This window comes from Bacillus thuringiensis, assembly GCF_022095615.2.
Classification (GTDB): Bacteria; Bacillota; Bacilli; order Bacillales; family Bacillaceae_G; genus Bacillus_A; species Bacillus_A cereus_AG.
Genome location: NZ_CP155559.1, coordinates 4,702,466 through 4,723,727, shown reverse-complemented (window position 1 = coordinate 4,723,727; position 21,262 = coordinate 4,702,466). Strand labels below are relative to the sequence as shown.

Below are 21,262 nucleotides of genomic sequence, written 5' to 3'. Positions count from 1 at the left end.
ATGTCACCGAGAATCGGACTTACATTACCTAAAATTGTAGAAACAGCGGCAGAAATTGCAGATGCAAATGGAATACAAGAAGTAACGTTAGCTTCATTAGCGCAAAGATTAGGGGTACGTTCGCCCTCACTATATAATCACGTGAAAGGGTTACAAGATGTACGGAAAAATCTTGGTATTTACGGAATAAAACAGCTGCATAACAGACTGGAAGAAGCGGCCGAGGGTAAACGTATGGATGAAGCAATTCATGCTTTAGGAGCAGCGTATGTAGCATTCGTCCGCAAACATCCTGGACTCTATGAAGCAACTTTTGTACGAGATGAAGAAGTAAGAAAAGCGGGTGACGGAATTGTAAAGCTTTGCCTTCAGGTTTTACAACAATACGGCTTAGAAGGAGAGAATGCCCTTCATGCGACACGTGGATTCAGAAGTATTTGTCATGGATTTGCGTCGATTGAACAGCAGGGTGGATTTGGCCTGCCGTTAGATTTAGATATAAGTTTACATGTATTATTGGAAACGTTTATTAAAGGATTACATGTAATGAGAGAGTGAATAAGAAGCAAAACAACGAAAAACCTTAGAAGCAATTCTAAGGTTTTTTTAGTGCATATGATTCGAAAAGAACAGAATACTAAAGGAGAATGAAAGAAGAAAGGTAGGAGTATTCTATGCAAAATTTAACAGAGCTTGAAGTAGAAAACTTACGTCATTTAATTGGTGGACACGCAACAATTATTAACAAGTTAGACCAGTATGCACAGGCTTGTACAGATCCACAGCTAAAGCAAATGCTACAAAAAGATGCGCAAGATGCACGAAATACGAAACAGCAATTAATGACTTTCCTAGGATAGGAGGAAGTAACAGATGAATGAAAAAGATATGGTAAACGATTATTTAGCAGGATTAAATGCAAGTTTAACAAGTTATGCAAATTATATTTCTCAGTCTGATAATGAACAGTTACATCAAACGTTAATCCAAATTCGTAATCAAGATGAGATGCGCCAACGCGATATGTATGAGTACGCAAAGCAAAAGAGTTATTACAAGCCGGCAGCACCTGCTAATCCAATGATTGTACAGCAATTAAAGGGTCAATTAAGTGCGGAATAATGGGATGAAAAAACGAGCGAATGAAGTCGCTCGTTTTTTATTTTGGGCATGTCAATAAATATATAATAAATATTTTTCCAGTTGTAACAAATATGACGAAAATGGAATATAACAATTCACAAAAAGGACAAAAGTTTGCTCAATATTTCACAAAGTATCCATGGTTTCTATCGTGGGAATCTCTATAATTAGGAGTGTAAAGAACAAAAGAAATAGATTATATGATCAATTAGGAGAGATTGCCATGAAACGAAATACAAGAAAAATTGCAATTATCGGTACTGGATTAGTTGGATCAAGTTGTGCATATTCCATTGTCAATCAAGGCATTTGCGAAGAGCTATTATTAATTGATATAAATCATGAACGTGCAGTTGGGGAAGCAATGGATTTATCACACTGCATTAACTTTACAAATACAAGAACAAAAGTATATGCAGGAAGCTATGAAGACTGCAAAGATATGGACATTGTTATTATTACAGCAGGACCAGCACCAAAACCAGGGCAAAGTCGTTTAGATACTTTAGGAGCAAGCGCAAAGATTATGGAGAGCGTTGTTGGCGGCGTAATGGAAAGTGGATTTGATGGTATTTTCTTACTTGCATCGAACCCAGTTGATATTATTACATATCAAGTGTGGAAATTATCTGGATTACCTAGAAATCGTGTGATCGGTACTGGTACATCGCTAGATTCTTCTCGCTTAAGAACAATTTTATCTGAAATGTTACATGTAGATCCTCGTAGTATTCATGGGTATTCATTAGGAGAACATGGTGATTCTCAAATGGTTGCTTGGTCACACGTAACTGTTGGTGGAAAACCAATTTTGCAAATTTTAGAAGAGAAAAAAGACCAATTTGGTGAAATAGATTTAGATGAAATTGTTGAGAAGACTGCAAAAGCTGGATGGGAAATTTATAAACGTAAAGGAACTACTTATTACGGAATCGGAAATTCTCTAGCATATATTGCGAGTTCAATCTTTAACGATGATCACCGTGTAATTGCTGTATCAGCTATTTTAGATGGTGAGTATGGTGAATATGATATTTGTACAGGAGTACCAGCTATTATTACTAGAGACGGTATGAAAGAGGTTGTAGAGCTAAATTTAACAGAGGATGAAGAATCTCGATTCGCAAAATCAAACGATACTTTACGTGATTATATGAAAACAATTGGTTACTAACTTATAGGAGAAGGTGAAACAAATGAAGGAATATATAATGTCTCGTGTATTTAAAGCATCTGCTGGTATCGCACAAGGTATTTTCGTATCCCTCGGAATTGGTTTACTGATCGAAAATATAGGAAGAATTGTTGATATTCCGTTGCTTATTACAATCGGAGTTGTTGCAAAATCACTTATGGCACCAGCCATTGGTGCCGGAATTGCTTTTATGCTCGGTGCAAACGGTCTTGTAATTTTCTCAGCTATGGTAGCTGGAGCGATTGGTGCCGGATCTATCTCGATTACTGAAGCAGGTCTAATCATTAAAACAGGTGAGCCAATCGGTGCATTATTAACAGCAACTTTAGCTGTATATATTGGTAAACGTTTAAGTGGAAAAACTGCATTAGATATGATGCTCGTTCCATTTGCGGCAATATTAGGTTCTGGTTTAGTAGGCATTTGGTTAGCACAAAATATTAGTCCGGTTTTAAATGCAGTTGGAGCATTCATTAAAGAGAGTTCAGCTGGTAGCCCGTTTATCGCTTCTATCGTGATAGCAGTAGTTTGGGGACTATTACTTATCTCTCCAGCTTCATCAGCTGCGTTAGCGATCGCACTTAGCTTAGACGGTGTTGCAGGTGGTGCTGCTCTTGCCGGCTGCGTTGCTCAGTTTATCGGATTCTCTGTTATTTCAGCGAAAGAAAATAATTTAGGTGGCATATTAGCTCAGGCGCTTTGTACTCCGAAAGTGCAGTTGCCAAATATCACTAAAAACCCGATGATTCTCGTCCCAACTGTCGTCGCCAGTGCTATAGTTGGTCCAGTGTCCGCATTAATTTTCCAACTGGAAGCAGGAAAAGAAATTGCAGGTCTTGGATTAAGTTCTCTTATCGCACCAATTAATTTAATTTCCAGCCAAGGATGGGAAGTTGTCCCAGCGATGGTAATCACTTATATCATCATTCCAGTAGCTGTTTCTTATATACTTTACATTGCGCTTAAAAAAGCAGGTCGTATTCATTCTGGTGATATGACTGTACCGCAATCTTAAATTGAAAATCTCCTTTTATATAGAGAAAAGCAGACTGGAAGCCACAGTCTGCTTTTTACATTTTATGATTTTGTTTTACTGGAACACGTACGGTTTCTTTTACTAATAGAAGCTGAACGCCGAAATAAAGTATGCTTGCAAGCGTCATTCCAGAAATGGCGTCTACAAATGCGTGTTGCTTCGTAAATAACGTTGATAAAATAATAAGCGTACCGAAGAAGGTAAGAATGTAATATTCAAAAGCATGTTGTTCTCTACGTTTAAAGGCAGCTAGCATAATGACAAAGGTAGTAAGAACGTGAATGCTAGGGAAACAGTTTACCGGTTGATCGATACTATAAATATAGCGGACTAGTTCGGAAAATACGTCTGATCCAACGACTGTTGGACGTGGTACAGTTGTCTGCCAAAAATAATAAATAGAAAAACAAGCAAGTTTTCCAAGAACTATACTACTTAAAGTGACATAATATTGTTTTCGATCTGCAAAGCAGTAATAAATAAGTGCGCCGTATAAGTATGGAAACCAAAGTAAATAAGGAATAATAAATGCTTTCACAAATGGAATCCAATCATCTACTACAGTTGTGACATCTACTGCGTGTACAGTAGATTTATTTAATACATCGTAAAGGGGACTTACGAGTACGAGTAGAAGTATATAACTTAACGGAAGAAAAGATGAAAGTTTAAATTTCTTCATGATAAGCTCCTATGTTTTAGTAATGTAAGTAAATTCAATTGATTATAATATAGAAACGTCATTTGAGCTATCGATTTTACTTACATTTTCTTGAATTAGCCTTACATTTTTGTCACTTGACTTAAAAGAAGGGGAGGGTGCTATATGAAGCGTTTATCGTATTTCTTATTTTTTATATTGATATGCCTAGTGAGTACTGGGTGTGCAAAGGATAAAGAAGGAGAGAAATTAGAATATAACGGAAGAGCACTCGTAATCGGAGTTGTTGGAGAAAAACCGAAAGATACGTTTAGGAATATAAAGTTTGAAAATGTGAAGTTAGAAGAGATGAAGGAGAAAGCAGCAAAAGTTGATGGTTTTCTTGTCATGAAAGAATACTTTCAAGAAGCATCAAAGGAGCAGTATACGGACTTATTTTTATCATTAAAGAAGCCAGTGTTCTTTATCGGTCTAAAGGATCGGCCATACTTGATTTTTACTGAAAAAGATTTAGATTATGACAATGCCCCAAGGGACAAAGCAATGATGTATACACAAGGATTTGTAAATATGGGGAATCCTGAGGGACAATATTGGGGTATGGGATTATATAATGATACTGTTTCGGATCAAAATATTCATAATATGTATATCATAGTATTTCAAACAATTGCAGATTATTTAAGTCGATGATGAAGGAGCCTGTAAAAGGGTCCTTTTTTATTGTTAATCAAACGTTTGTTTAAGATGTATGTTCGGTAGGAAGAAAACAATGCGGCTCAAGGATGAACAAAGAAAAAAGTGGAATTAATCAAACGTTTGCTTAAGGTGTATGTTCGGTAGGAAGAAATCGATGCAGTTCCAGGATTAATAAAGAAAAATAGGGAGTTAATCAAACGTTTGTTTAAGATAATGCTCGCGAGTGATGAGAGAAGAATCTAAAAAAAATTAAATATTTATTTTTTCTTAACAAATGGCGGAAAAATAAGAAAAATTAGCAGGATTATTAAAAATTATCACGAAATAAGTAAAAGTTTAGCGAATAATCGTTTGAAATAATAAAACGTTTTCTATATGATAAAGGTAAAGGTTAGTAAAAAAGTAGGTGAATTTATGACAGTAACATTTTATTCATATCCAAAGTGTGGCACATGTCAAAAAGCAAAAAAATGGTTTGAGGCAAACGATGTAGCATATGAGATGATTCATATTGTTGAAAATCCACCGTCAAAAGAAGATTTACGTAATTTACATGAGAAAAGTGAATTGCCATTAAAAAAATTCTTTAATACAAGTGGAATGCGTTACCGCGAACTTGGTTTAAAAGATAAGTTAAAGGATGCAAGCGAAGACGAAATGTACGAACTTTTAGCATCTGATGGCATGTTAATTAAACGTCCAATTGTAACAAATGGAACGAGTGTAACACTTGGTTTTAACGAAGAGCAGTTTGAAAGTGTGTGGAAAAAGTACCAATAAGGTATTTTTACATAATTAATACATTCACTGGAGGTACAGTCATGAGCATTCCAAATAATTTACGTTACTCTGAAGAACACGAATGGGTAAAAACTGAAGGTAATGAAGTTGTTATCGGTATTACTCACTTTGCACAAGGTGAGCTAGGCGATATCGTATTCGTTGAACTTCCTGAAGTAGGTGCAACAATCGAAGCTGACGAGCCATTCGGAAGCGTAGAATCTGTTAAAACAGTTTCTGAGTTATACGCACCTGTAAGTGGTAAAGTTGTAGCAGTAAACGAAGAATTAAGTGACCAACCAGAACTAGTTAACGAATCTCCATACGAAGGTGCATGGATGGTTAAAGTTGAACTTTCTGATGCAAGCCAAGTTGAGAAGTTATTAACTGCAGAAAAATATGCAGAAATGACAAACCAAGACTAATTATAGTCGACTGAAGGACAGCCTTTGTGCTGTCCTTTTTTATTTTGTGTAAAATAATGAACATAGAATCATATACTAATTATCGTGTAGGAGAACGTTTTTTGAAAAAATTTTTCGTTTAAGTGTTTATTGTCCAGCTCCAACGGCTAGATTGTTCGGTGGTTGCGCTTCTTCCTGCAAGGCAAAAAGCGCCTTTACGTCAGAAGCTCCGTCCTCCTCACAATCTGAACGAGCCGCTTGCGCTTTTCTTTATTGTCCATCTCCAGCGGCTAGATTGTTCGGTGGTTGCGCTTCTTCCTGCAAGACAAAAAGCGCCTTTACGTCAGAAGCTCCATCCTCCTCACAATCTGAACGAGCCGCTTGCGCTTTTCTTTGTCCAGCTCCACCTCCTAGCCCTTCATGTCTAAGAACCTTCCGCACGAGAAGACAAAAAGCGTCTTCTGTGCGAAAGAACCTTAGCCAACAGGGCTAAGCAGTCGGTTCCGCTTTTCTTTATTGTCTAGCTCCAGCGGCTAGAACAGTCAGTCATTTCACTCCTTCACTTGAGGCAAAAAGCGCCTCTAGTTCAGGAGTTCCAATGTCCTCCTGTTCTGAACGAGCCGCTTGCGCTTTTCTTTTGCAAAAATAAACAGGAAACAACATGAAAATAACGAATATACTATATACTAAGTTAAAGGTTGTATAGTATATGGTGATCGGGTGATGACATATGATTTATGTAGAAAAAGTCATTATTGTAGAAGGTAAATCAGACAGAAGAAAGATTGAATCTATTATTCGTGAACCAGTGGAAATTGTTTGTACAAATGGTACAATTGGTTTGTCGAAAATGGATGAGCTCATTGATCAGTTTTTTGATAAGGAAGTGTATGTACTAGTGGATGCTGATGATGCTGGAGAAAAGTTAAGGAAACAATTTCGAAAAGAATTTCCGCAAGCAGAGCATATTTATATTGATCGCTCGTACCGAGAAGTGGCAACTGCGCCATCTTCACACTTAGCAAATGTATTATGGGGAGCTGACATTGACGTTTATACAGAATATTTACGGTAAGGAATGATAGAAGTGATTGATTGGACAGGAGCCGAAGCTACAGCCCTAATAGAGAACGAAGAAAAAACAGTGTTATATGTATATACTCCAATGTGTGGAACATGCCAATTAGCAAAAAAGATGTTAACAGTCGTTGAGATGACAATTGAAGACCTCCAAATTGGAATGTTAGATTTAAATTATGCTCCGCATTTAGCGAAAGAGTATGGAATCGAAAGTGTACCGTGTTTACTTGTTTTTGAAAATGGGACACTCATGAAGAAGATATATGCATTTCATTCGGTTGAATATTTATATACGGAATTAAAGTAGGCGGCAAAGTTTTTGCCGCCTCGACATATTTCTTGGGAAATATGTCGAGATGCAGGATGATTACAGTATTTGTCGAGCGAAAGTAACAGGATTGCTCTTTAGTGAGAGGGAATGGTATGTGTAATAGAAAGTGATATGAAGGATGTGATTTAGGATGAAATTATATTCTTTGCTGCAATCATTTGTAAATTACGCTAATGGTCAATATCATTTAGAGCCGCTTTTAAGACAAGGAGAAAAAACTGTTAATTTCCGCTTTGGAGATGAAAGTTGTTCGCTACAAATTTCAAGAGATTATATAGAGCTGCTACATGAGGAAAGAGGAACGGAGCAAATCGTTTGTGTAGATGAGGAAGATGTAAAACAATTGGTGAACGGCAATGTACGATTGCAAATGTTAATGAACGATGGACGTGTACAATATTCGGGAACGTATCGAACGATGCTATTAGTTGAATCGATGTTTCATATATGCAAGCCGATGTCAGTGGGTGCTTAAAAGTCTGAAGTTTCTTTTTTTACGAAAATTTCTGTTGACATGGTGTGTGGATATTGATACAATTCAATTCATAAAATATAGACAATTTCATAAATTACAAATCAGACGAAAATGTAATCTGATTTCTCTTATCAAGAGAGGTGGAGGGACTGTGCCCTGTGAAGCCCGGCAACCGTCAACTTATGTTGAAATGGTGCCAATTCCTGCAAAGCAAATGCTTTGAGAGATGAGAGAGAGGGATAATGTTGTTATATACGCATATAAACCTTTCTGCTTCTCTAAAGCGGAAAGGTTTTTTTGTTGTTTGAATGTGGAGGACATTCAAATAATAAAAGTAATGATAATGGTGGACTACACGCATCAAAAATAAAAAATTGCGGAGTATGTTCAAACAAAAAGGGGTGAACATCATGATTTTATTAGAAAATGTAAAGAAAATATATAAAGCAAAAAGCGGTGATGTCACTGCTGTAGATAATGCCAATTTAAAAATAGACAAAGGCGAAATATTTGGTGTTATCGGATATAGTGGCGCTGGGAAAAGTTCGTTAATCAGATTATTCAATCAGCTAGAGAAACCAACTTCAGGCCAAATTACAATCGCAAATCGTGTCATTTCAGCTATTACAGGAAGTGAACTTCGTAAGGCAAGGCAAGAAATCGGAATGATTTTTCAGCATTTCAACTTACTTTGGTCACGAACTGTACGTGAAAATATCGAATTCCCACTTGAAATTGCAGGTGTTGATAAGGCGAAGAGAAGAAAACGCGTAGATGAGTTAATTCATCTTGTTGGATTAGAAGGAAGAGGAGATGCGTATCCAGCTCAGCTGAGTGGAGGACAAAAGCAACGTGTTGGTATTGCAAGAGCGTTAGCTAATAACCCACAAGTACTTTTATGTGATGAAGCGACATCAGCTTTGGATCCAGAAACGACGGATCAAATTTTAGATTTATTATTAGATATTAATAAGCGTCTCGGTTTAACAATTGTACTCATTACACACGAGATGCACGTGATTCGAAAGATTTGTAATCGAGTGGCGGTAATGGAGAAAGGAAAGATTGTAGAAACGGGGCCAGTACTTGATGTATTCCGCAATCCACAGAAAGACATTACGAAACGATTTGTACAGCAGTTAACGGATTCTGAAGATACAAATGAAACGATTGAAAGTTTAATTGAAAAGTATCCAGATGGTAAAGTAGTTCGTTTGCAGTTTATCGGTGAAGCTGTAGAAAGACCAGTACTTCAAAGATTAATGCAACGCAGTGATATAGAAGTTAGCATTTTGCAAGGAAACATCGCCCAAACAAATAACGGCTCTTACGGTAGTTTAGTTGTTCATTTAAATGGTGAGGAAACAGCGATTCAGCAAGCAATAGAGGGAATACATCAAGATCAAGTAGAGCTGGAGGTGATTGCACATGGATAAGTTACTCACAAATGTCGATTGGAATCAAATGTTAGAAGCAACTGGTGAAACGTTATATATGACGGCAATCGCAGCTCTTGCCACATTTGTTTTAGGACTAATTTTAGGATTGTTACTCTTTATGACAGCGAAAGATAATTTATGGGAAAACAAAGCGATTAACACGGGGATTGGAGCATTCGTAAACATTTTCCGCTCGATACCGTTCATCATTTTAATCATTTTGTTAATCCCATTCACAAAGATTCTGCTTGGAACAATTCTTGGAGCGAGTGCAGCACTTCCAGCTTTAATTATTGGAGCGGCACCGTTTTATGCAAGAATGGTTGAAATTGCGCTTCGTGAAATTGATAAAGGTGTAATTGAAGCTTCAAAAGCAATGGGAGCAAAAACAAGCACAATTATTTTGAAAGTGTTAATTCCAGAATCGTTACCAGCATTAGTATCTGGTATTACGGTTACGACAATTGCTTTAGTAGGCTATACAGCAATGGCGGGAGTTGTTGGTGCTGGTGGCCTTGGAACACTTGCTTATTTAGAAGGATTCCAGCGAGGAAATAACGATGTAACAATCGTTGCGACAATTTGTGTATTACTAGTTGTATTTTTCATTCAGTGGATTGGTGATAGTTTAACGACTCGAATAGATAAACGATAATAAAAAATGGGAGGATGTTTCAAATGAAAAAATTATTACTTACAGCACTTATTTCAACTTCAATTTTTGGGTTAGCTGCTTGTGGCGGGAAAGATAAAGATGAAAAGAAACTTGTTGTTGGGGCTTCTAACGTACCGCATGCTGTTATTTTAGAAAAGGCTAAACCGTTACTTGAGAAAAAAGGAATTGAGTTAGAAATTAAAAAATTCCAAGACTACGTATTACCAAATAAATCGTTAGCGGATAAGGATTTAGACGCAAACTACTTCCAGCACATTCCGTATTTAGAAAAAGAAATGAAAGATAAAAAGTATGACTTTGAAGTGGCAGGGAAAATTCATTTAGAACCGATTGGTGTATACTCTCAAAAATATAAGAGTTTAAAAGAACTTCCGGACGGAGCAACAATTATTATGAGTAATTCTGTTGCTGACCACGGGCGTGGCCTAGCAATTTTACAAAAAGAAGGCATTTTAAAAATTAAAGACGGACTAGATCCGGTTAAAGCAACTCCAAAAGATATCGCGGATAATCCGAAAAACTTAAAATTCAAAACGGATATTGAGCCTGGTTTATTACCACAAGTGTATAACAATAAAGAAGGCGACGCTGTTTTAATTAACTCGAACTATGCAATTGATGCGAAATTAAATCCAGAAAAAGATGCAATTGCAATTGAAGGTAGTGATTCTCCTTATGCTAACATCGTAGCTGTTCGTAAAGGTGATAAAGATAAGAAAGAGATCAAGGCTCTTGTAGAAGTATTACATTCTAAAGAAATTGAAGACTTTATTAACAAAGAATATAAAGGAGCGGTTGTTCCTGTAAAAGAATAATTGCTGAAAAGGGCTGGTCTGATGCCAGCTCTTTTTCATAACTACATAACTATTGGGGAGAAGGGGACATCATATGAAAAAGATTCTATTGTCAGTTGTTACAGCGCTGTCTGTATTTACATTAGCTGCTTGCGGAGGGAAAGAGGAGAATAAGCTTGTTGTTGGAGCTTCTAACGTGCCGCACGCTGTTATTTTAGAAAAAGCACAGCCGATATTAGAGAAAAAGGGTATTAAATTAGAAATTAAAAAATTCCAAGATTATGTGCTGCCGAATAAAGCGTTAGCAGATAAGGAGATTGATGCGAACTACTTCCAGCACATTCCTTACTTAGATAAAGAAATTCAAGAAAAGGGATATAAAATTGTAAACGCAGGAAAAATCCATTTAGAGCCAATGGGCATTTATTCTAAGAAATATAAAAGTTTAAAAGACTTACCAGATGGCGGAACAGTTATTATGAGTAATAACGTAGCGGAGCGTGGACGTATGTTAGCACTGTTACAAAAAGGAGGCGTTATTAAGCTTAAAGATGGAGTGGATGTTGTTAAAGCAACAGTAAAAGATGTCGTGGAAAATCCGAAAAACTTAAAGTTTAAAACAGATGTTGAACCTGGACTGTCACCGAAGTTGTATGAAAATAATGAAGGCGATGCTTTGTTTATTAATTCAAACTACGCAATTGACGCGAAATTAAATCCAACAAAGGATGCAATTGCGATTGAAGGATCAGACTCTCCATATGCAAATATTATTGCAGTTCGCAAAGGTGACGAGAAGAAAAAAGAAATTAAAGAGCTAGTAGAAGTGCTGCATTCAAAAGAAATTCAAGACTTTATTAATAAAGAATATAAAGGTGCTGTACTTCCGGTAAGTGAATAAGTACAAGGAAAGGATTGGGAATTTCCCAGTTCTTTTTTCTTTATATAAATAAGAAGAAAGGTGTATCATATAAGGATGCAAGGGAAATACTTATATACATTTGTGAAAAAATTGTTACATTTTTTCATCGTTTGCGATATCATTTTATTTGATATAAGATTAGAATGAGAATAAAATGAGAATATGAACGTTTTAGTAATTTTTAAAATGTATATATAGGATTAATGGAGGTATTGAGATGGCTGGTTCTACATTAACGGTTAAAGACTTACACGTATCAATTGATGGCAAAGAAATTTTAAAAGGTGTAAACCTTGAAGTAAAGGGTGGAGAAATCCACGCAATTATGGGACCTAACGGAACAGGTAAATCAACTTTATCTTCTGCGATTATGGGTCACCCAAAGTATGAAGTAACAGAAGGTAGCATCATCATCGACGGTGAAGATGTATTAGAAATGGAAGTAGATGAGCGCGCACAAGCCGGTCTATTCCTAGCAATGCAATATCCAAGTGAAATTAGCGGAGTAACAAACGCTGACTTCTTACGTTCTGCAATTAACGCACGTCGTGAAGAAGGCGATGAAATTTCTCTTATGAAATTTATCCGTACATTAGATAAAAACATGGAATTCCTAGAAATGGATCCAGAAATGGCACAACGTTACTTAAACGAAGGTTTCTCTGGTGGAGAGAAAAAACGTAACGAAATTCTTCAATTAATGATGATTGAGCCAAAAATCGCAATCTTAGATGAAATCGACTCAGGTCTTGATATCGATGCATTAAAAGTTGTATCTAAAGGTATTAACCAAATGCGCGGCGAAGAGTTCGGTTGCCTAATGATTACGCATTACCAACGTTTATTAAATTACATCACTCCAGACTTCGTTCACGTTATGATGAACGGTCGTATCGTTAAATCTGGTGGCCCTGAGCTTGCACAACGTCTAGAAGCTGAAGGTTACGACTGGATTAAAAAAGAATTAGGTATTGAAGACGAAACAGCAGAGCAAGAAGCGTAAGAGAGGAGCATAAACATGACAATCGGTACATTACCTTTCGATCAAGAAACAATCCGTCAGCGCGCAAGCGAAGTAAACGAAGCTGCTTGGTTGACTGAGTTCCGCTTACAAGCTCTTGCACAAGCAACTGAACTTCCAATGCCAACGCCTGATAAAACGAAAATTGAAAAATGGGACTTTATCGGAAAAGGCGACGCTGCTAAGCAAGAGCCTGTAAGTTCTTTAACAGAGCTTCCAGAAGCAGTGAAAAACTTAATCGATGAAAATAACAGCGTATTAGTACAACGTACTGGTACAACTGCATTCGTTTCTTTAGCAGACGAAGCAAAAGAAAAAGGTGTTATTTTCACAGATATCGTAACAGCAGCAACTGAGCATGCTGAACTATTACAAAAGTATTTAATGAAAGATGGCGTGAAAGTAGACGAGCATCGTCTAACTGCACTTCATGCTGCATTAATCAACGGCGGTGCATTCGTATATGTTCCGAAAAACGTTGTTCTTGAAACTCCACTTCAAGCTGTATTCTTAGTAGACGGCGAAGAAGCTAACGTATATAACCACGTATTATTCGTAGCTGATGCGAACAGTACTGCAACTTATGTAGAAAACTACGTTGCAAATGAAAATGCTAAAGGTATTGCAAATATCGTAGCAGAAGTAATCGTGGAACAAGGCGCACAAGTGAAATTCGGTGCGGTTGATCTATTAGCGAAAGACGTAACAACTTACGTTAACCGCCGCGGTGTTGTTGGACGCGACGGCCGCATTGATTGGGCTCTAGGTCTTATGAATGACGGAAACACAATTTCAGAGAACGTTACGAACTTAATGGGCGACGGTTCATATGCTGATACGAAAACAGTAACAATTGGCCGTGGTAACCAAACACAAAACTTTACAACTAAAGTTGTTCACTTCGGTAAACACTCTGAAGGTTGGATTTTAAAACATGGTGTACAAAAAGATAGTGCAACATCTATCTTTAACGGAATTGGTAAGATTGAACACGGTGCATCTAAATCAAATGCACAACAATCTTCTCGCGTTCTTATGTTAGATGAAAAAGCTCGTGGGGATGCAAACCCAATTCTTTTAATCGACGAAGACGATGTAATGGCAGGTCACGCAGCTTCAGTAGGCCGCGTAGATCCATACCAACTATACTACTTGATGAGCCGTGGTATTCCAAAACGCGAAGCAGAACGTTTAGTCATCCATGGATTCTTAGCACCTGTAGTTAATGAGCTTCCAATTGAAGGAGTAAAGGCACAGCTTGTTGAGGTAATTGAAAGGAAAGTTCGCTAATGAATATTCATGAAATACGCAAACAGTTTCCAATTCTTGATCAAAAAGTGAACGGCAAACAACTTGTATATTTCGATAGTGCAGCAACTTCTCAAAAACCAATTCAAGTCATTGAAACGTTAGAACGTTACTATAAAGAATATAATTCTAACGTGCATCGCGGTGTTCATACGCTCGGTACGAAAGCTACCGACGCGTATGAAGGTGCACGTGAGAAAGTTCGCAAGTTTATTAACGCGAAATCAATGGAAGAGATTATTTTCACGCGCGGAACGACCACTGCATTAAATACAGTAGCGGCTAGCTATGGTCTTGAAAATGTAAAAGAAGGCGATGAAATCGTTATTTCTTACATGGAGCACCATAGTAACATCATTCCGTGGCAACAAGTTGCGAAGAAAACTGGTGCAACTTTAAAATACCTTCCGCTTCAACCAGACGGTACAATTTCTTTAGAAGATGTTCGTCAAACAGTTACATCGAATACAAAAATCGTTTCTATTATGCAAGTATCAAACGTGCTTGGAACGATTAACCCTGTAAAAGAAATCGGAGCAATCGCACACGAAAACGGTGCAATTATGGTCGTTGATGGTGCACAAAGTACACCTCATATGAAAGTAGATGTACAAGATTTAAACTGTGATTTCTACGCATTATCTGCTCATAAGATGTGCGGACCTACAGGTATCGGCGTATTATATGGTAAAAAAGAATTGCTGAACAATATGGAGCCAATTGAGTTTGGCGGTGAAATGATTGATTTCGTAGATTTACAAGAATCTACTTGGAAAGAGCTTCCGTGGAAGTTTGAAGCAGGTACACCGATTATCGGTAATGCAATCGGACTTGGTGCGGCAATTGATTTCCTAGAAGAAATCGGTCTTGATAATATTGAAAAGCATGAACATGAATTAGCGCAATATGCTTTAGAAAGACTATCAGAAGTAGATGGCGTTACAATTTATGGTCCAAAGCATCGTGCTGGTCTTGTTACATTTAATATTGAAGACGTACATCCTCACGATGTAGCAACTGTATTAGATGTAGAGGGCATTGCGGTTCGCGCAGGACACCACTGTGCACAACCGCTTATGAAGTGGCTGAAGGCTTCTTCTACAGCACGTGCGAGCTTCTATTTATATAATACAAAAGAAGAAATTGATACATTTGTTGAATCACTAATCAAGACAAAGGAGTATTTCACAAATGTCATTTAATAATTTAGATACGTTATACCGTCAAGTTATTATGGATCATTATAAGAATCCTCGTAACAATGGCGTGTTAGAAGATAGTGTTACTGTTAACTTGAACAATCCAACTTGCGGAGATCGTATTCAACTTACGATGAAAGTAGAAGAAGGTATTGTACAAGAGGCGAAGTTTGAAGGAGAAGGGTGTTCTATCTCAATGTCTTCAGCTTCGATGATGACACAAGCAGTAAAAGGTAAGAAAATTGAAGAGGCACTTCAGCTTTCTAAAATTTTCTCTGATATGATGCTAGGAAAAGAGTACGATGACAGCATTGATTTAGGAGATATTGAAGCATTACAAGGCGTATGCAAGTTCCCTGCACGTATTAAATGTGCAACATTAGCGTGGAAAGCGTTAGAAAAGGGCTTAAACGAAGATAAGTAATGTTAAAGGTTCCTAAAAACGAGGCTATCTAAGGAGGGACACACCAACATGGCGAAGCAACTGCCAGATATCGGCGATTATAAATATGGTTTCAAAGACAAAGACGTTTCGATTTTCCGTGCTGGACGCGGTTTAACAAAAGAAATCGTTGAAGAAATTTCACGTATGAAAGAAGAACCACAGTGGATGTTAGACTTCCGTTTAAAATCACTGGATAAGTTCTATGAAATGCCAATGCCACAATGGGGCGGCGACTTAAACGACTTAGATTTCGATGAAATTACGTACTACGTAAAACCATCTGAGAAATCTGAGAAGTCTTGGGATGAAGTACCTGAGGAAATTAAAGCGACATTTGATAAATTAGGTATTCCTGAAGCTGAGCAAAAATATTTAGCTGGTGTATCTGCACAGTACGAATCTGAAGTTGTATACCACAACATGAAAGAAGACCTAGAAGCTCTAGGAATCGTCTTCAAAGATACAGATAGCGCATTAAAAGAGAACGAAGATATTTTCCGTGAGCATTTCGGAAAAGTAATCCCACCAACAGACAACAAATTCTCTGCATTAAACTCTGCAGTTTGGTCTGGTGGATCATTCATCTACGTTCCAAAAGGTATTAAAGTGGATACACCACTTCAAGCGTACTTCCGTATTAACTCTGAAAATATGGGACAATTCGAGCGTACGCTTATCATCGTAGACGAAGGCGCACACGTACACTACGTAGAAGGTTGTACAGCACCTGTTTACACGACTAACTCACTTCACAGTGCGGTAGTAGAAATCATCATTAAAAAAGATGCATATTGCCGTTATACAACAATCCAAAACTGGGCGAACAACGTATACAACCTAGTTACAAAACGTGCGGTTTGTGAAGAAAACGCAACGATGGAATGGATTGACGGTAACATCGGATCTAAATTAACGATGAAATACCCAGCAGTTATCTTAAAAGGCGAAGGCGCTCGTGGTTTAACATTATCTATCGCGATTGCTGGTAAAGGCCAACACCAAGATGCTGGTGCGAAAATGATTCACTTAGCACCAAACACGTCTTCAACAATCGTTTCTAAATCGATTGCGAAGCATGGTGGTAAAGTAACTTACCGTGGTATCGTACACTTCGGACCAAAAGCGAAAAACTCTCGCTCTAACATCGAGTGTGACACGTTAATCATGGATAACCAATCTACATCTGATACAATTCCTTACAACGAAATCAAAAACGATTACGTTTCACTTGAGCACGAAGCGAAAGTATCTAAAGTATCAGAAGAACAATTATTCTACCTAATGAGCCGCGGTATTTCTGAGCAAGAAGCTACAGAAATGATCGTAATGGGCTTCATCGAGCCATTCACTCGCGAACTTCCAATGGAATACGCAGTTGAAATGAACCGTCTAATCAAGTTTGAGATGGAAGGTTCTATCGGTTAATATATGTATGAAGAAAGCGCCCTGCTGTGCAGGGCGCTTTTTTGTTTTGCGGATTTGTCTTGGCTGGATAGAGGATACCAGGGTGGGTGTTCAGCTAAATATATCAACGATTTTTCAAATATATCAACCATAACTCGGAATATATCAGCGATTATTTCAATATATCGACGATTTGACAAGGGATATCGACTTATCAATAAATTACGACATAGCAAGAGGAACGAATACCCTGCACCATTCAAACAGGAAAGGAGCATTTATATATATAGAAGGCGACTGGAAGTAGTTGAGGCTAAGATACTGACAAATACAGTAAAGAATTCATAGGAAAATTCCCCACGGTAAACTTTCTTACAACTCTCTGTTCTACCAATGAATTCACAGATTTAAAAAATAAAGTTTCTCATATAAAAAGGACAATCTTTTGCTTTTTCTCTCAATGCGAGTACAATGTAAAATAGCAAGAAAAGACGAAAAGTATTTACAGGATTATTGCGTACGTGTAGCGTAAATGGCAGTAAGGAACTGAGAGGAGGTTTTTTCGCTGAATATAAATAAAGAAACAATCATCCACCTTTATCATACAAACGATATACATAGTCATTTTGAAAATTGGCCGCAAATTTCTCGGTTTGTACAAGGAGAGAAAAAGCGAAGACAGGAAGCGGGAGAGACCGTTTTGACGGTTGATATCGGCGATCATGTGGATCGTTTTCATAGTATTTCGGAAGCGATGAATGGACTTGGCAATACGAAGCTTTTAAATGAGGCGCTATATGATTATGTAACGATCGGAAATAATGAAGGAATTACGTTAGCGAAGGAGCATTTGAATCGTCTATATGATGATGCTGGATTCGAGGTGCTCGTTGCGAATTTATTTGAAAAAGAAGGGGTACGTCCGGAGTGGGCAAAGCCTTATAAATTACATACAACGACAGATGGAATTACAATTGCTTTTATCGGGTTAACGGTAGCTTATCCAGAGTTTTATCATATGCTCGATTGGCATATTGAAGATCCGCTTATCCATTTAGAGTCTATTTTAGAAGAAGTGCGAGATGAGGCTCATATTACGGTTGTCCTTTCTCACCTTGGAAAAAGCATGGATGAGTATATGGCGGAGCATTATGATATAGATGTTATTTTAGGTGCACATACGCACCATTTATTTGAGCGTGGCGTTCTTATGAATAATACGTTACTTTGTTGTTGTGAAAAGTGGGGACGTTACGTTGGGCACGTTCAGCTTACTGTGGATAAAGAGACGAAGAAGCTGTTGAAAAAGGCCGGTAGAGCGATTAAGACAGAACGTTTAGGTGCTTATAGCAAACCGTTATCCACAATTGAAGTGCTGCAGGAAGAAAGTAAACAGATTATGGCCGAGCCTGTCGTTTATTTAAAGGAAGCGTTACCGGTCGATTGGTTTCAGGAGACATCATTTTCGCACATGTTAGCAAGTGCGCTGAAAACGTGGTGTGGTGCAGAGATTGGCATGGTGAACGCTGGTGTGCTATTAGAGGGATTAAATGAAGGTGTTGTGACGCGCGGAGATATTCACAGAATTTGTCCACATCCCATTAATCCATGTTTATTAAAAGTACCAGGGAAAACGTTAAGAGAAGTTATTTTGAAAGCGCGTCGTCCAAATATGGAGAATCTTGAGGTGAAAGGATTCGGATTTCGCGGGACAGTGATGGGGAAAATGATTTACGCTGGTGTCGAGGTCATTCCAGATACGATTCCTGGGAATAAAATTTTACTCGAGGATGTATTGATTAACGGGGAATCGCTGGAATTAGATCGTATATATACGGTAGGAACGATTGATATGTTTACATTCGGATACTTATACCCAGAGCTATCCACACTTTCTGACAAACAATATTATATGCCGGAACTACTGAGAGATGTGTTAACAGACGTGTTGATAACTCATACATCTTCCGTCAAACTATAGGCTAGTTACTTGTAACACTCATTTTTCTCTTGTCATACAGATAAGAAAGAGAGGAGTGTGAACTATGGTTAATGTGGAGCCAATTATAATCGATAATTATACGTTTATTGCGGTTAGCGTCAAACTTCCAAAGACAAATTTGCTAGCGGTAATGAGCGATAAAGGATATATTATGTGCGGTGCATTAGATGTAGGTCTTTTAAATGAGAAGTTAGGGGATCGAGGTATTATTGCTGGCCGTGCGGTTGGTGTAAGAACGATTGAACAACTTCTTGAAGCACCGCTAGAATCAGTAACGATTGAAGCCGAAGCTTTAGGTATTACGGTCGGCACAATTGGAAAAGAAGCATTATTAAAAATGAGATAAGCATATATCGTCCCTCCTTCTTGCATAGAAATGATATAAGAAGGAGGTTTTTTTTATGAGCATATTTCGTTCGAAAAATTCGCGGTTTCGAAAGGGGCCAATTTCCTTTCGGTACATACTGCTTATGTCGTTTATTCTTTTTGTTATATTACTCGTGCAAGGATTATGGATTGTGAATAGTAGCATTCAGCCGACATTACTTAAATATGGAGAAGTAGAGACGCATAAAATGGCGACAGCGGTTATGACGAAGGCGGTAAAAGATAGAATTAATGAGGGACTCGATGTTGATTCATTAATGAAAGTACAAAATGATAAAAATGGGAAAGTGTCCACAATTAATTTAAATACGAAGCAAGTAAATGAAATCGTAACGTCAACGACCACATACATAGAAAAATATTTACAGCAAGTAGAACAAGGGGATTTGAAAGGGCTAGGTATTTCTGAAAAAAATGGGGCAACGATGGCAATTCCTTTTGGTCGTGTAACGGATAATGCGCTTCTTGGAAATATAGGCCCCGATATTCCAATTGATTTCACGACGATTGGTCATGTGAATACGGATATTAAACAAAAAATTGAGCCGCACGGGATCAATACGACAGCGATTCAAATTATTATGGAGATGGAAGTAACGTTGCAAGTGATTATTCCATTTCATACGAAAGAAATAACAGTGAAGCAAGACGTTCCAATTGCAACGCGCATTGTTCAAGGGGAAGTACCTACTTATTATGGAAGCGGAAGTGTTTCTGTACCTGATAAAAAGAAAACGGATAGTTAGCCATAAATAAAAAATAACCGTAGCAATGTGCTACGGTTATCGTTTTGTATTCGCGCGTTCTTTTCGCTCCCAAAGACTTAAGTGCATGTATGGATCGAAAGCCCATTCTGTATAGCCATTGTCTTTATACATGCCGAAATGTAGGTGGGGCGGGAATTTTCCAGCTGTGCCGGGAGGGCCATAACCGGTGCTACCAACAAATCCGATTACTTTTCCAGGCTCGACAATTTGTCCAAGCTGTATTTCTTTTGAGAATCCGCCTAAGTGAGCGTAATAATGGTAATTATTATGAAGATCACGAATACCGATGCGCCATCCACCAAGGCGGTTCCAGCCTTTTGTTTCAATAATGCCATAGCAAGTGGATCTTACTGGTACGCCATAGCCTGCAAAAATATCAGTTCCTTCATGAATTCTTCTTCCCCCAAAACTTCTTCCGGCACCGAAAGTACTACGGTAGCTATGGTCACTGCGAATCGGGAGAGGAAAAGCATTTCCTTCTAAATTAACACGTCCATAATGCTTATAAATTCGGGCGTATTCGGTAATTAAATCAACTGTTTTCGCACGTCTATAATATTCCCAAAGCATAATGTGAATGCGGTCTTCGGACGATCCTTGTTTCTTTAAAATCGTTGCTGCTGTATGCAGAAGATCACGGTCGTTATTTGCATTTGCAAATCCATCTTTGTCACCATCTAAACCCATTCCGCCAAATAGAGAAATTGTATGGGGAAGAGTATCGTTACCATTAACAGGTCCAGCCCATATTTCTGGTTTGAAATAAAGGGAAATGATGGCATCTGGTTTTTTCGGAATATCTTTTCTTACGCTCCGTATATTTCTTTCATACTGATCCATTGCAGCTAAGTAATACCAAGGAATGCCTGAAGATTGCTCTGTTTCTTTATATAGTGCCATGCGCTTTTCGTATATGCTTTGTTGATTCTCTTCACCGTAAGCGATGTTTTGGTGGAGAAGAAAGCAAATCGAAAGCAAAAGAGAAATTTTTCGAAGCATGAAATAGACTCCTTTCACAACATCACTCTTTTTAGTGTGGGATATACGGAGTATTTCATTATAGGGAACGATTGGAAAAAATCTTAGAATCTTCA

At 37.8% G+C, this 21,262-nt stretch carries 26 protein-coding genes and 1 riboswitch; of the genes, 23 read left to right on the top strand and 3 right to left on the bottom strand.

Annotated elements, in window-relative coordinates; genetic code table 11:
• The 5 genes from KZZ19_RS24610 to KZZ19_RS24590 all read left to right on the top strand — a co-directional run bounded on the left by KZZ19_RS24610 (position 1) and on the right by KZZ19_RS24590 (position 3,353).
• A complete protein-coding gene (locus tag KZZ19_RS24610) occupies positions 1 to 558 on the top strand; it encodes a TetR/AcrR family transcriptional regulator (protein ID WP_237982056.1) in 558 nt (185 codons plus the stop codon).
• A gap of 116 nt (positions 559 to 674) precedes the next feature.
• A complete protein-coding gene (locus KZZ19_RS24605; protein WP_001180550.1) occupies positions 675 to 860 on the top strand; it encodes a hypothetical protein in 186 nt (61 codons plus the stop codon).
• Between the two features lie 13 nt (positions 861 to 873).
• Positions 874 to 1,122, top strand: coding sequence for a spore coat protein (locus KZZ19_RS24600; RefSeq protein ID WP_237982057.1), 249 nt, complete (start codon positions 874 to 876; stop codon positions 1,120 to 1,122).
• A gap of 244 nt (positions 1,123 to 1,366) precedes the next feature.
• Positions 1,367 to 2,317, top strand: coding sequence for an L-lactate dehydrogenase (locus tag KZZ19_RS24595; RefSeq protein WP_237982058.1), 951 nt, complete (start codon positions 1,367 to 1,369; stop codon positions 2,315 to 2,317).
• Positions 2,318 to 2,339: 22 nt separating this feature from the next.
• Complete coding sequence (locus KZZ19_RS24590; RefSeq protein ID WP_237982059.1) at positions 2,340 to 3,353, top strand: PTS transporter subunit IIC; 1,014 nt, start codon at positions 2,340 to 2,342, stop codon at positions 3,351 to 3,353.
• Positions 3,354 to 3,408: 55 nt separating this feature from the next.
• Here KZZ19_RS24590 and KZZ19_RS24585 read toward each other — a convergent pair whose 3' ends face one another.
• Complete coding sequence (locus KZZ19_RS24585) at positions 3,409 to 4,056, bottom strand: phosphatase PAP2 family protein (protein WP_237982060.1); 648 nt, start codon at positions 4,054 to 4,056, stop codon at positions 3,409 to 3,411.
• Between the two features lie 144 nt (positions 4,057 to 4,200).
• Here KZZ19_RS24585 and KZZ19_RS24580 point away from each other — a divergent pair, with 144 nt between their 5' ends.
• From KZZ19_RS24580 to gcvH, 3 genes are all read left to right on the top strand, one after another.
• Positions 4,201 to 4,728 (top strand): hypothetical protein, encoded by a 528-nt coding sequence (locus KZZ19_RS24580; protein ID WP_237982061.1) that lies wholly within the window; start codon positions 4,201 to 4,203, stop codon positions 4,726 to 4,728.
• A 420-nt stretch (positions 4,729 to 5,148) separates the two neighbouring features.
• Entirely contained in the window at positions 5,149 to 5,514 is a 366-nt protein-coding gene (locus KZZ19_RS24575) for an arsenate reductase family protein (RefSeq protein WP_000218970.1), read from the top strand.
• Positions 5,515 to 5,555: 41 nt separating this feature from the next.
• The gene (gcvH, locus tag KZZ19_RS24570) at positions 5,556 to 5,939 is read left to right on the top strand and encodes a glycine cleavage system protein GcvH (protein WP_000026896.1); all 384 of its coding nucleotides are present in this window, start codon (positions 5,556 to 5,558) and stop codon (positions 5,937 to 5,939) included.
• Between the two features lie 249 nt (positions 5,940 to 6,188).
• Here gcvH and KZZ19_RS24565 read toward each other — a convergent pair whose 3' ends face one another.
• Positions 6,189 to 6,359: a hypothetical protein gene (locus tag KZZ19_RS24565; protein ID WP_237982062.1), complete on the bottom strand. Its 171-nt coding sequence runs from the start codon at positions 6,357 to 6,359 to the stop codon at positions 6,189 to 6,191.
• 289 nt (positions 6,360 to 6,648) lie between these two features.
• Between KZZ19_RS24565 and KZZ19_RS24560 the strand changes: the two genes are divergently transcribed.
• The 15 genes from KZZ19_RS24560 (at position 6,649) to yunB (ending at position 20,147) form a co-directional block, all read left to right on the top strand.
• Positions 6,649 to 6,993 (top strand): toprim domain-containing protein, encoded by a 345-nt coding sequence (locus tag KZZ19_RS24560; protein ID WP_000640866.1) that lies wholly within the window; start codon positions 6,649 to 6,651, stop codon positions 6,991 to 6,993.
• 3 nt (positions 6,994 to 6,996) lie between these two features.
• Positions 6,997 to 7,305: a thioredoxin family protein gene (locus KZZ19_RS24555; protein WP_076541789.1), complete on the top strand. Its 309-nt coding sequence runs from the start codon at positions 6,997 to 6,999 to the stop codon at positions 7,303 to 7,305.
• Between the two features lie 154 nt (positions 7,306 to 7,459).
• The gene (locus KZZ19_RS24550) at positions 7,460 to 7,804 is read left to right on the top strand and encodes a hypothetical protein (protein ID WP_000781217.1); all 345 of its coding nucleotides are present in this window, start codon (positions 7,460 to 7,462) and stop codon (positions 7,802 to 7,804) included.
• Between the two features lie 125 nt (positions 7,805 to 7,929).
• A riboswitch (SAM riboswitch) is annotated at positions 7,930 to 8,037 on the top strand.
• A 177-nt stretch (positions 8,038 to 8,214) separates the two neighbouring features.
• Positions 8,215 to 9,240, top strand: a complete 1,026-nt coding sequence (locus KZZ19_RS24545) for a methionine ABC transporter ATP-binding protein (protein ID WP_237982063.1) — start codon at positions 8,215 to 8,217, stop codon at positions 9,238 to 9,240.
• Positions 9,233 to 9,898, top strand: coding sequence for a methionine ABC transporter permease (locus KZZ19_RS24540; RefSeq protein WP_140392592.1), 666 nt, complete (start codon positions 9,233 to 9,235; stop codon positions 9,896 to 9,898). The genes KZZ19_RS24545 and KZZ19_RS24540 overlap by 8 nt, the downstream gene beginning before the upstream one ends.
• Before the next feature lie 23 nt (positions 9,899 to 9,921).
• Positions 9,922 to 10,734, top strand: a complete 813-nt coding sequence (gene metQ / locus KZZ19_RS24535) for a methionine ABC transporter substrate-binding lipoprotein MetQ (RefSeq protein ID WP_237982064.1) — start codon at positions 9,922 to 9,924, stop codon at positions 10,732 to 10,734.
• 73 nt (positions 10,735 to 10,807) lie between these two features.
• Positions 10,808 to 11,614 (top strand): methionine ABC transporter substrate-binding lipoprotein MetQ, encoded by an 807-nt coding sequence (metQ, locus tag KZZ19_RS24530; RefSeq protein ID WP_000722401.1) that lies wholly within the window; start codon positions 10,808 to 10,810, stop codon positions 11,612 to 11,614.
• Between the two features lie 238 nt (positions 11,615 to 11,852).
• Positions 11,853 to 12,638 carry a Fe-S cluster assembly ATPase SufC gene (sufC, locus tag KZZ19_RS24525; RefSeq protein ID WP_000929162.1) on the top strand — a complete coding sequence of 262 codons (786 nt, stop codon included), beginning with the start codon at positions 11,853 to 11,855 and terminating at the stop codon, positions 12,636 to 12,638.
• Positions 12,639 to 12,653: 15 nt separating this feature from the next.
• The gene (sufD, locus tag KZZ19_RS24520; protein WP_000152177.1) at positions 12,654 to 13,946 is read left to right on the top strand and encodes a Fe-S cluster assembly protein SufD; all 1,293 of its coding nucleotides are present in this window, start codon (positions 12,654 to 12,656) and stop codon (positions 13,944 to 13,946) included.
• Entirely contained in the window at positions 13,946 to 15,166 is a 1,221-nt protein-coding gene (gene sufS, locus KZZ19_RS24515) for a cysteine desulfurase SufS (RefSeq protein ID WP_063222137.1), read from the top strand. The genes sufD and sufS overlap by 1 nt, the downstream gene beginning before the upstream one ends.
• Positions 15,156 to 15,587: a Fe-S cluster assembly sulfur transfer protein SufU gene (gene sufU / locus KZZ19_RS24510; RefSeq protein WP_000009525.1), complete on the top strand. Its 432-nt coding sequence runs from the start codon at positions 15,156 to 15,158 to the stop codon at positions 15,585 to 15,587. Before sufS ends, sufU begins: the two co-directional genes overlap by 11 nt.
• Before the next feature lie 48 nt (positions 15,588 to 15,635).
• On the top strand, positions 15,636 to 17,033 hold the full coding sequence (sufB, locus tag KZZ19_RS24505) for a Fe-S cluster assembly protein SufB (protein ID WP_088098276.1): 1,398 nt from the start codon (positions 15,636 to 15,638) through the stop codon (positions 17,031 to 17,033).
• A 544-nt stretch (positions 17,034 to 17,577) separates the two neighbouring features.
• Positions 17,578 to 18,993: a bifunctional metallophosphatase/5'-nucleotidase gene (locus KZZ19_RS24500; RefSeq protein WP_265413140.1), complete on the top strand. Its 1,416-nt coding sequence runs from the start codon at positions 17,578 to 17,580 to the stop codon at positions 18,991 to 18,993.
• A 64-nt stretch (positions 18,994 to 19,057) separates the two neighbouring features.
• Entirely contained in the window at positions 19,058 to 19,360 is a 303-nt protein-coding gene (locus KZZ19_RS24495; RefSeq protein WP_046954392.1) for a YunC family protein, read from the top strand.
• Between the two features lie 55 nt (positions 19,361 to 19,415).
• A complete protein-coding gene (yunB, locus tag KZZ19_RS24490) occupies positions 19,416 to 20,147 on the top strand; it encodes a sporulation protein YunB (protein WP_237982065.1) in 732 nt (243 codons plus the stop codon).
• Positions 20,148 to 20,183: 36 nt separating this feature from the next.
• On the opposite strand, the gene KZZ19_RS24485 is transcribed toward yunB, so the two are convergent.
• Positions 20,184 to 21,167 carry a M23 family metallopeptidase gene (locus KZZ19_RS24485; RefSeq protein WP_088098272.1) on the bottom strand — a complete coding sequence of 328 codons (984 nt, stop codon included), beginning with the start codon at positions 21,165 to 21,167 and terminating at the stop codon, positions 20,184 to 20,186.
• Positions 21,168 to 21,262: the final 95 nt, after the last annotated feature.

Coding starts and splice junctions, on each gene's coding strand:
- metQ (WP_237982064.1), top strand. CDS start 9,922: ATGAAAAAATTATTACTTACAGCACTTATTTCAACTTCAATTTTTGGG.
- KZZ19_RS24485 (WP_088098272.1), bottom strand. CDS start 21,167: ATGCTTCGAAAAATTTCTCTTTTGCTTTCGATTTGCTTTCTTCTCCAC.
- KZZ19_RS24610 (WP_237982056.1), top strand. CDS start 1: ATGTCACCGAGAATCGGACTTACATTACCTAAAATTGTAGAAACAGCG.
- KZZ19_RS24555 (WP_076541789.1), top strand. CDS start 6,997: ATGATAGAAGTGATTGATTGGACAGGAGCCGAAGCTACAGCCCTAATA.
- KZZ19_RS24495 (WP_046954392.1), top strand. CDS start 19,058: ATGGTTAATGTGGAGCCAATTATAATCGATAATTATACGTTTATTGCG.
- gcvH (WP_000026896.1), top strand. CDS start 5,556: ATGAGCATTCCAAATAATTTACGTTACTCTGAAGAACACGAATGGGTA.
- sufU (WP_000009525.1), top strand. CDS start 15,156: ATGTCATTTAATAATTTAGATACGTTATACCGTCAAGTTATTATGGAT.
- KZZ19_RS24590 (WP_237982059.1), top strand. CDS start 2,340: ATGAAGGAATATATAATGTCTCGTGTATTTAAAGCATCTGCTGGTATC.
- sufB (WP_088098276.1), top strand. CDS start 15,636: ATGGCGAAGCAACTGCCAGATATCGGCGATTATAAATATGGTTTCAAA.
- KZZ19_RS24585 (WP_237982060.1), bottom strand. CDS start 4,056: ATGAAGAAATTTAAACTTTCATCTTTTCTTCCGTTAAGTTATATACTT.
- KZZ19_RS24550 (WP_000781217.1), top strand. CDS start 7,460: ATGAAATTATATTCTTTGCTGCAATCATTTGTAAATTACGCTAATGGT.
- sufS (WP_063222137.1), top strand. CDS start 13,946: ATGAATATTCATGAAATACGCAAACAGTTTCCAATTCTTGATCAAAAA.
- sufD (WP_000152177.1), top strand. CDS start 12,654: ATGACAATCGGTACATTACCTTTCGATCAAGAAACAATCCGTCAGCGC.
- sufC (WP_000929162.1), top strand. CDS start 11,853: ATGGCTGGTTCTACATTAACGGTTAAAGACTTACACGTATCAATTGAT.
- yunB (WP_237982065.1), top strand. CDS start 19,416: ATGAGCATATTTCGTTCGAAAAATTCGCGGTTTCGAAAGGGGCCAATT.
- KZZ19_RS24560 (WP_000640866.1), top strand. CDS start 6,649: ATGATTTATGTAGAAAAAGTCATTATTGTAGAAGGTAAATCAGACAGA.
- KZZ19_RS24600 (WP_237982057.1), top strand. CDS start 874: ATGAATGAAAAAGATATGGTAAACGATTATTTAGCAGGATTAAATGCA.
- KZZ19_RS24575 (WP_000218970.1), top strand. CDS start 5,149: ATGACAGTAACATTTTATTCATATCCAAAGTGTGGCACATGTCAAAAA.
- KZZ19_RS24580 (WP_237982061.1), top strand. CDS start 4,201: ATGAAGCGTTTATCGTATTTCTTATTTTTTATATTGATATGCCTAGTG.
- KZZ19_RS24540 (WP_140392592.1), top strand. CDS start 9,233: ATGGATAAGTTACTCACAAATGTCGATTGGAATCAAATGTTAGAAGCA.
- KZZ19_RS24595 (WP_237982058.1), top strand. CDS start 1,367: ATGAAACGAAATACAAGAAAAATTGCAATTATCGGTACTGGATTAGTT.
- KZZ19_RS24605 (WP_001180550.1), top strand. CDS start 675: ATGCAAAATTTAACAGAGCTTGAAGTAGAAAACTTACGTCATTTAATT.
- metQ (WP_000722401.1), top strand. CDS start 10,808: ATGAAAAAGATTCTATTGTCAGTTGTTACAGCGCTGTCTGTATTTACA.
- KZZ19_RS24545 (WP_237982063.1), top strand. CDS start 8,215: ATGATTTTATTAGAAAATGTAAAGAAAATATATAAAGCAAAAAGCGGT.